The organism is Flagellimonas alvinocaridis, from assembly GCF_004916895.1.
In the GTDB taxonomy this organism is placed as follows: domain Bacteria; phylum Bacteroidota; class Bacteroidia; order Flavobacteriales; family Flavobacteriaceae; genus Flagellimonas; species Flagellimonas alvinocaridis.
Genome location: NZ_SNTZ01000013.1, coordinates 65,557 through 72,481, shown reverse-complemented (window position 1 = coordinate 72,481; position 6,925 = coordinate 65,557). Strand labels below are relative to the sequence as shown.

The window sequence follows — 6,925 nt, the reverse complement described above, 5'->3', positions numbered from 1 at the left end:
TGGATTGGACAAAAAGATATTGGAAAACCGTAAATTGATAAAGAGAAGAACGATGCTCAAAAGAAGAAAAGAGCACCAAATTCAAAAGTTGAAACTATGACTTAACTTTGGACTGGGCCAGTTCAGATTCGTTTGAAGACGTACACTGCCCACTATATAAGGGAATGGAATTGAGGGAATAATCTATCCCGTTAATTTCAATTTCTTCGGAAAGATGATTACCAGCAAGCGTATCCCTTACGTTTTGTTTGATACGGTCTATTCGGTCTTTTGTGAATTGTGAAATGGTATCTACAGATTTTCCTTCTGCTTCTTCTTTTTGAAGTCCCAACCGTTTTAAATCCTCGCCGTGTAATGATATAATGGTATAATGATTATCAACTACCGCAATCATTCCGTTAGGGAAATGTTGTGCAATGGCAGAATATAACGCTTGGCTGGTCAAAGCCTTAAGCTCTGCCAGTTTTGTTTCTTCAATCTGGACTTCCAACTGACTGTTTACCTGCATCAATTTATCAATACTTTCACTCAACTCATTGGTACGGTCTCGGACTTTGTCTTCCAGTTTATCTGCATAGCTCTTTAATTCTTGCTGATTGTTTTGCAGTTTTACGTTGGTTTCGTGTTGCTCTAATGCGATTGCCATTAACTTGCTGGCATCGACCACGATTTTTAATTCATCTGGATTTGGTTTTGTGGGTTGCTCGTGATAGACAGCAAAGGTTCCCAGCACTTGCTTGGTAGAAGATAAAATGGGTAACGACCAGCAGGCACGCAGGTTGTTTTCCAGTGCTAATTTTTTATAATTTTCCCATAGCGGACTTGTTTCAATATCTGAAACTATGATTTCTTCTTTCAGAAACGCGGCCGTACCGCAAGAGCCTACGTTATTGCCTATGGAAACACCTTCAATACCGTCTGAAAAAGCTTTGGGAATTTTTAGCGCTGCCAGTTTATGCAGGGTTTTGTTTGGTTTATCGAGGGTAAGCAATGACACCATTGCTTTGGGAATTTGGTCTTCCACCATTTTAACGATATGGTCGGCAATTTTTTTGAGCGATTGGTGCTTGGCAATCATCTCAAGTGCTTTGCTGGATTGCTCTTTTAAAATTTCTTCTTTTTTACGTGTGGTAATATCGTTTTGCACACCAATAAAATGCGTGACTTTTCCATCCTCGTTTTTGATAGGTGTTATGGTAAGTTGGTTCCAAAAAAGCGTCCCGTCTTTTTTGTAGTTGCGCAGCTCTACCTCGCAACTAATACCTCTATCAATTGCTTTTCTAAGAACTTCAATTTCTTTTTGCTGGCGGTCTTCTTTTTGAAGAAATCGACAGTTTTCGCCAGAGGCTTCTTCCTTGGTATAACCAGTCATTTTTTCAAACGCCTCATTGGCATAAATGATGGGCATATCTTTTTGGGTGGCATCGACAATTAAAATGGCATTGGCAGCAGACTCTAAAGCTCTGTCTTTTAAGAACAAATTTTGTTCAGCTTCCTTATGGTCTGAGGTGTCTCGAACAACAACTAAAAAATCGCCATTACCTTTTGGCACCACTCTGGACTCGTAAAATTTTACAGCACCATCCCGTTCATAGGAATATTCTAAAAGTTCACTCTGTTGTGTTTCTTCAACAGTATCAAACACCTTTTTCACTTTGGGCAATAAGGTTTCTGGCAACTCATCATAGATGCTTTTGCCTATCAATTCTTCTTGCATTGCAAGTAAAATTTCAGCATTGGAAGAATGAACATCTGTATAAACGCGCTCTTTATTGACTACAAAAATAAGGTCTGGCAAGGCTTGCAGAATCGCTGTGTTTTTCTCGACACTCTGTTGCAGTTTAATTTCGGTTTCCCTACGTTTTGAAATGTCCATCACGTAGGCAACCACCAACTTTTTATCATCAATAATGGATGGGCTTAAACTTATTTCCAGCGGAAATTTTGAACCATCCTTTTTCAATCCCCAAAGGTCGAGACCGCTTCCCATAGTACGTACTTCGGGCTTTTTTGCATAGTTTTGGCGGTGTCCCGTATGTTTTTTCCGAAGATTTTGTGGAATGAGCACTTCAATTTTCTTACCGTTGAGTTCGTCGCGCTCATACCCGAACATTTTTTCCAACGCTGCGTTTGCTTTTACAATCGCGCCTTGCTGGTCTGCGACTACAATACCTTCTACAGAGGCTTCAAAAATGCCTTTAAAAAGTGTTTCTTCTTCTATTTTTTGTTCCATTTAAAATACCAAAGTGTTTTGATTCAGCAAGGTAGGAATAATTAAATGCTATTTTCTGGATTTCTTTAGATGAATAAAGTAATGCAGGCTTATTTCATTTTTAGCTTTATATAGTCCCAGAATAATTTTGGGTGGCTGTATGCCAAAATCTGTCATTAACATCGACTTTGCACCACTAATGGTTATTTCGCCTCTAGCCGTAGTTACCGCAACTGGTGTCGTTACTTTTTTAGACACGCCGGCAATGGTCATATAACCTGTAAGAATAGCGTTGTAATCATCTACAAACTCTACGCTTATAAAAGTGTATGAAATAACGGGAAATTGCTTGTATTTTAGTGCCTCAGCCATTTCCTTTGTCATTGTATCATCGCCTGTACGTATGGATTTAACCGGAAAACTAAAGTTGAAATCCGTGATATTGATTACTTTTTCGTCCACGATTTCAGCTGTGAGGTCGCCTTCAAATTTTGTAACCCTTCCTTCCCAATTGTGTAATGACGAAGTGCCTTTAACTGAGACGCTAGAGTTTTTTTTGGTTTCAAATTTTTGTGCTGTTGCAAGCTGTGCCACAAAAAGAAAACTGAATATAAAAAGTACTTTTTTCATAGTTGTTATAATTTAAAGTACAAAGGTATGTGGATGGCAAATGGGTTTTGATGATATATGTCATCAACATAAATGAGATAAATCAAGTTATTTGCATTTTAAAATTCATTTTACACGAATGCAAAATCCATTAACTTTTATTAAAAAGAGTACTTATACCATACGGTTTGAGCTTTTCTTTTTTAGCTTAATTGCTGTGCTTTTCGGTTCACTACTTGTACCCAATCCTTATTTTGTTGATTATATCCTGCCTGTTTTACTTTTAATCAATTTAGCTTCTGGTGTTCTCTTAGTGATTAAAAAACGGAACATACTCTTCTTTTTTCTACTATTGTTTATCGTAGGTATAGGCTTTTATGTGTTTAGGGTAAATACTGATTTTTCTTCCGGCTCTCAAATTCAGTTGGGCAGACTAGGCTTGTATGCCTTATTTTATGCTACTGTTACTGTTGAAATTATAAAACAGGTATGGTTTGCTAAACGTGTGAATAAGACTGTTATCATTGGGTTAATGACTGGATATCTTTCTTTGGGACTGTTGGCTTTTTTTATTTTTATGACCATAGAAATGACCGCACCAAACTCATTTGAGGGATTGTTGATGGCATCCAATTCTATCGAGGATAAAATGGATGCTCTAATGTATTACAGTTACATTACGCTGTTGACTATAGGTTATGGCGAAATAATTCCCGTTACGCCCATTGCACAAAAGGCCGCCATTTTAACAGGGCTTATGGGACAGTTTTACATAGTAATTATTACTGCGGTTGTGGTAGAAAAATATGTTAGCCACTCTAAAAATATATAGGCCCTATTATTAACACATTTAAAGTTTTAAATGTGTTTCCTTAATAACTGCTTAGCGATTGAACCTATCAAAAGCCTCTTTTTGCAGAAATTCCCTATGGTTAGGGTGTGCAATACTTATCAAAGCCTTAGCACGTTCTTCGAGACCTTTACCAAAGAGGTTTACAACACCATATTCTGTTACCACATAATGAACGTGCGCTCTAGTGGTAGTTACACTAGCACCTGGTTGCAGAAATGGTGTGATTTTAGAAATTCCTTTATTGGTTTGGGATGGCATTGCAATAATGGGCTTTCCATTTTGAGATAAAGATGCGCCACGGATAAAATCCATTTGTCCGCCAACTCCCGAATATTGATATGCTCCAATAGAGTCTGCACAAACTTGTCCTGTAAGGTCAATTTCTATAGCACTATTAATTGCCGTAACTTTAGGGTTCTTTCTAATGATGGCCGTATCATTTGTGTAACCAGCCTCTTTAAAATGTACGATGGGATTATCATCAATAAAATCATAGAGTTTTTGAGTTCCCATAGCAAAACAAGTGACAATTTTTCCAGTTTTTACCTCTTTGTCCTCTCCTGTAATTATACCTTTTTCCACCAACGGTAATATGCCATCTGAAAACATTTCGGTATGGATGCCTAAACGTTTATGATTTGTTAGATTATGTAAAACTGCATTAGGAATATTGCCAATTCCCATTTGTAGTGTCGCACCATCTTCAACTAAATTTGCAATCTCTCTGCCTATTATGGCCTCTACATCAGTAGGATTCCCTACTATTGATGAATGAATAAATTCATCTGTTTCGATTGCACAGTCAATTTGATTTACGTGAATGATACCATCTCCGTGGGTTCTTGGTACTTTTGGGTTGACTTGGGCAATTACTACTTTTGCTGTTTGAATTGCTGGTAGCGTTATATCCACAGATGCGCCCAATGAGCAATAACCGTGAACATCTGGCGGTGAAACTTGAATAAACGCAACGTCGAGCGGCATAATTCCTCTTCTGAACAACCAATGGATTTCACTTAAAAAAATAGGAATGTAGTCGCCAATTAAAGTATTAATACCTTTACGTACATTACCACCGACGAAACAACTCTTTAACCGAAATGCCTTGTTATAAGGTGCTTCCATATATTTTGCATTTCCGTGGGTATGAATTTGAACAATCTCAATATTTTTCAGTTCTTCATAACGGTTACAAACCGCGTCAATCAAGACATTGGGTGTCATTGCTGCACCTTGAAAAAATAAGGTATCATTTGATTTTACAAGAGCAACGGCTTCTTCTGGCGAAACAATTTTTAATGCGTTATTTTTCATCTGTATTGCAAATTAAGTATTGTTGACATAAAATTTTAATTCTTTTGGGAATTTCTTCTAGCTGAATCATCACGATGCAATAGGCAACGAAAACGAAATATTAATGCGGTCTTTTACTTTTACCAATCCCAGCATTTTTGTAGGTGGTTCAATATTAAAATGCGCCAATTGCAAGCCTAATGTTCCCGTGATGTACTCTTCATCACTAATTGAAGCCACTACTACATTGAAGGAATAGGTAACTACTTTATCGGCCACCTGCACATCCACTTTAAGTGTTTTTGGGTGTGTTTTATTATCAATATCATATTCTATATCACATACTGTAAATTTGATATTGGGATACTCTTTTGCGTTAAGGTGCTTGATTAAATCTTTAGTTACGCCGTCAGGACAGCCTAGTTGTTCCACAGGGATTGAAATGGTATATCCTTTTGATAGATTGCCTCTTGAAGTATGTATAGAAGCAGCCGCTACTTCACAATCAATCGTATTTACATTGGTCTTTATCTCAACAGCAATGGCAGATTGACTATAGGTGATTTGTGAGAATAGGATAACTACAACAATTAAAAGAAAGGAAAATCTATACATAATATTTGAAATAACACATAAAGGCAACACTTAAATCCGTGTTGCCTTTATGCTTTTATAATTTTAATTTAGAATGATATGGCAGCTTCTAACAAAAAGCCATCAAACTGACCTTCGTTAAAAATACTTGATGTTGGGTAGCCATCGTGTTGTTGGGTTACATATTCCATTTTCATTAAAATATTCTTGGTCATAAACCATCCAGCACTTGCTTGGAATCTTGTTATTTCTACATCGCCATTGGTTGCATCTTCTGCATCTACCAAATTGTAACGACCGCCTACGTAGAACTTTTCGTTGTTTCCAAAACGGTAAATGAGCTCGCCAGCATATTGGTTTGCAGAACGTGTGTCTAGCTCGGCATCTGCTTTTCCGTTTGCAAATTCTAGCGTTCCGAAGAATTCCAAACCTTTATACTTTACAAATGGGTTGAACATTAATGCAGTAATCTCATTTCTTAATTGAGGGTCATAGCGACCAGACCTGAAGTTGTTTTTAGCGGTTGCATCTTCTGGCTCAAGCACTAAGTAATACCTTGAACCTGCTCTGTCTGCACTATACAAATATGAGTTTGCCACTTTACCTGTGGTATAGATGGAACCTGTAAGGCGGACTCTTAAATCGTCTGAAATATTACTGTCGTACCCTAACTTTCCTATGAATGAAACACCAGATGCATCAGGGTTATCTACTGCCTGATTAAGTTTACCATTGGTAAGACCTACCATTCCCAGAAAACCATTTTTTCTTACTAAAACTTCAGCACCTACTTCGGTGGTAAAAGCGTCCATAATCAAATTGCCAACAAATGGATTGTACAAGGTCTGTGCGTTGTCACTTCTTCTAAAGTGGGCATCGCCATAGTTGTTTTCCATATGTCCTATTTTAATGGTGGTTAAGTCCATTATGTTTTTAAGAAAACCTTCTTCAACAAAGTCTAACTTATCTATCTGAATATATCCACCTTTTACATACGGTTCTGGGTGGTGTCTTGATGATAAATAGGTACGTAAGTGCATATTTACACCGTCATACAATGCTACATCCAGGTCTAGATTTGCCGTGGCAAGGTTGAAGTTATCGCCTATGTCAATCAAAGGTACTGCACCCGAATTTTCGTGGTCAACACCTTGAAACTGCAAGGCAAACGAACCACCTATTCTTACTTTTAGATTTTCAAAAGTGGTAAGGGTATCTTTAGGCGCTTCAAAAACATTGACACCTCTTTGGTCTGGTTGTCTAAAGTTGTCGAGGTCTCGATTATTTTGCGCAAGCATACTCATTCCCGAGAAAAGTATGACTGTTGCTACTGTACTTTTAAGTATTGTTTTCATTTGTTTTTA

6 protein-coding genes are annotated in these 6,925 nt (G+C 37.5%); 1 reads left to right on the top strand and 5 read right to left on the bottom strand.

Annotated elements, in window-relative coordinates; translation table 11 throughout:
* Nucleotides 1–94: 94 nt before the first annotated feature.
* Together EZV76_RS15200 and EZV76_RS15195 are read right to left on the bottom strand one after the other, a co-directional pair.
* Entirely contained in the window at nt 95–2,233 is a 2,139-nt protein-coding gene (locus EZV76_RS15200) for a PAS domain S-box protein (protein WP_136567422.1), read from the bottom strand.
* 48 nt (nt 2,234–2,281) lie between these two features.
* The gene (locus tag EZV76_RS15195) at nt 2,282–2,842 is read right to left on the bottom strand and encodes a YceI family protein (RefSeq protein ID WP_136567421.1); all 561 of its coding nucleotides are present in this window, start codon (nt 2,840–2,842) and stop codon (nt 2,282–2,284) included.
* A gap of 118 nt (nt 2,843–2,960) precedes the next feature.
* On the opposite strand from EZV76_RS15195, the gene EZV76_RS15190 reads away from it, so the two are divergent.
* On the top strand, nt 2,961–3,653 hold the full coding sequence (locus tag EZV76_RS15190; protein WP_136567420.1) for an ion channel: 693 nt from the start codon (nt 2,961–2,963) through the stop codon (nt 3,651–3,653).
* Between the two features lie 51 nt (nt 3,654–3,704).
* Here the strand turns inward: EZV76_RS15190 and EZV76_RS15185 are convergent, their stop codons facing one another.
* The 3 genes from EZV76_RS15185 to EZV76_RS15175 all read right to left on the bottom strand — a co-directional run bounded on the left by EZV76_RS15185 (nt 3,705) and on the right by EZV76_RS15175 (nt 6,916).
* Nucleotides 3,705–4,988 (bottom strand): acetyl-CoA hydrolase/transferase family protein, encoded by a 1,284-nt coding sequence (locus EZV76_RS15185; protein ID WP_136567419.1) that lies wholly within the window; start codon nt 4,986–4,988, stop codon nt 3,705–3,707.
* A gap of 69 nt (nt 4,989–5,057) precedes the next feature.
* On the bottom strand, nt 5,058–5,582 hold the full coding sequence (locus EZV76_RS15180; RefSeq protein WP_136567418.1) for a YceI family protein: 525 nt from the start codon (nt 5,580–5,582) through the stop codon (nt 5,058–5,060).
* Nucleotides 5,583–5,650: 68 nt separating this feature from the next.
* Nucleotides 5,651–6,916, bottom strand: a complete 1,266-nt coding sequence (locus tag EZV76_RS15175; protein ID WP_136567417.1) for a hypothetical protein — start codon at nt 6,914–6,916, stop codon at nt 5,651–5,653.
* Nucleotides 6,917–6,925: the final 9 nt, after the last annotated feature.

Excerpts from the sequence above, each read along its gene's own strand:
- EZV76_RS15180 (WP_136567418.1), bottom strand. The coding sequence starts at position 5,582 with ATGTATAGATTTTCCTTTCTTTTAATTGTTGTAGTTATCCTATTCTCA.
- EZV76_RS15185 (WP_136567419.1), bottom strand. The coding sequence starts at position 4,988 with ATGAAAAATAACGCATTAAAAATTGTTTCGCCAGAAGAAGCCGTTGCT.
- EZV76_RS15175 (WP_136567417.1), bottom strand. The coding sequence starts at position 6,916 with ATGAAAACAATACTTAAAAGTACAGTAGCAACAGTCATACTTTTCTCG.
- EZV76_RS15190 (WP_136567420.1), top strand. The coding sequence starts at position 2,961 with ATGCAAAATCCATTAACTTTTATTAAAAAGAGTACTTATACCATACGG.
- EZV76_RS15195 (WP_136567421.1), bottom strand. The coding sequence starts at position 2,842 with ATGAAAAAAGTACTTTTTATATTCAGTTTTCTTTTTGTGGCACAGCTT.
- EZV76_RS15200 (WP_136567422.1), bottom strand. The coding sequence starts at position 2,233 with ATGGAACAAAAAATAGAAGAAGAAACACTTTTTAAAGGCATTTTTGAA.